We start from the raw sequence: 778 nt of genomic DNA, 5'->3' as shown, positions 1-778 counted from the left end.
CCTCCACGTAGCTGGACAACGGCTTTACAACCAAAGTGATGTGTTGATTTAGGTTGCCCTGTTCAAAACCAATCGCATCGATATCTTGAAACAGTGATTGAGTCTTGTGACGATGAAGTTGACCTTCTTTGACGTACCAAATATTGCCGTCTGCAGTAATGGAAGAGGATGAAACTACAAAACTATCTGAATGGCTCTTACCTTGAATGACAACTCTAACAAAGCTCCCGATCAGCAAAGGATCTGGCTGTTGAAGAGGGGAGTCTATTTTTAATATGAGGTTACGCATACGTGTTGATTGTTCCACGAGCAGTGAAAGGTGACTCGCCCGTGCTGCCCATTGTTGCCCTGAATCTAAATCAGATGCTGACTGAATTGTCACCGACAGTGCACTCAAATCGGAGGGGAGCTGTTGCCAGTCGCGTTCTGTGAGCTGAAGATGTACTTCAGCAGTTTCTATGGATTTGATCTGTCCCAACGAGGTTCCGGATGCAACAACACTGCCTGTGGTGACGTTGCTTTGGCTGACAATGGCATCATAAGGAGCATGGATATTCGTGTTATTTAGTTGTTGCTTAGCATCTTCAACTGCTTGTTGTGCGGCGTTTAATCGTGCCTTTGCTGCTTTAAACTGAGGCTCTCGCAAAGCGAGGGGGCTCGGTGCCTCTTCTATACCTGAAGTTTTCCATTCTTTTTGAGCACGTTGATGTTTGCGTTGTTCTTGGAAAAATGAAAGTTGTGCGTTAGCTAGCTCTTTTTCTGCGTTAGCCAGTAGTAC

At 45.5% G+C, this 778-nt stretch carries 1 protein-coding gene; it reads right to left on the bottom strand.

Features of this window, described 5'->3' with window-relative positions; translation table 11 throughout:
• On the bottom strand, positions 1-778 hold a 778-nt coding region (locus tag AB4496_RS28320), incomplete at both ends, for an efflux RND transporter periplasmic adaptor subunit (protein ID WP_372133376.1).

Origin of the sequence: Vibrio sp. 10N.222.46.A1 (assembly GCF_041473595.1) — a bacterium.
Lineage (GTDB): Bacteria > Pseudomonadota > Gammaproteobacteria > Enterobacterales > Vibrionaceae > Vibrio > Vibrio tasmaniensis_A.
The sequence above is the reverse complement of the archived record's forward strand: the minus strand, read 5'-3'. Positions and strand labels throughout refer to the sequence as shown.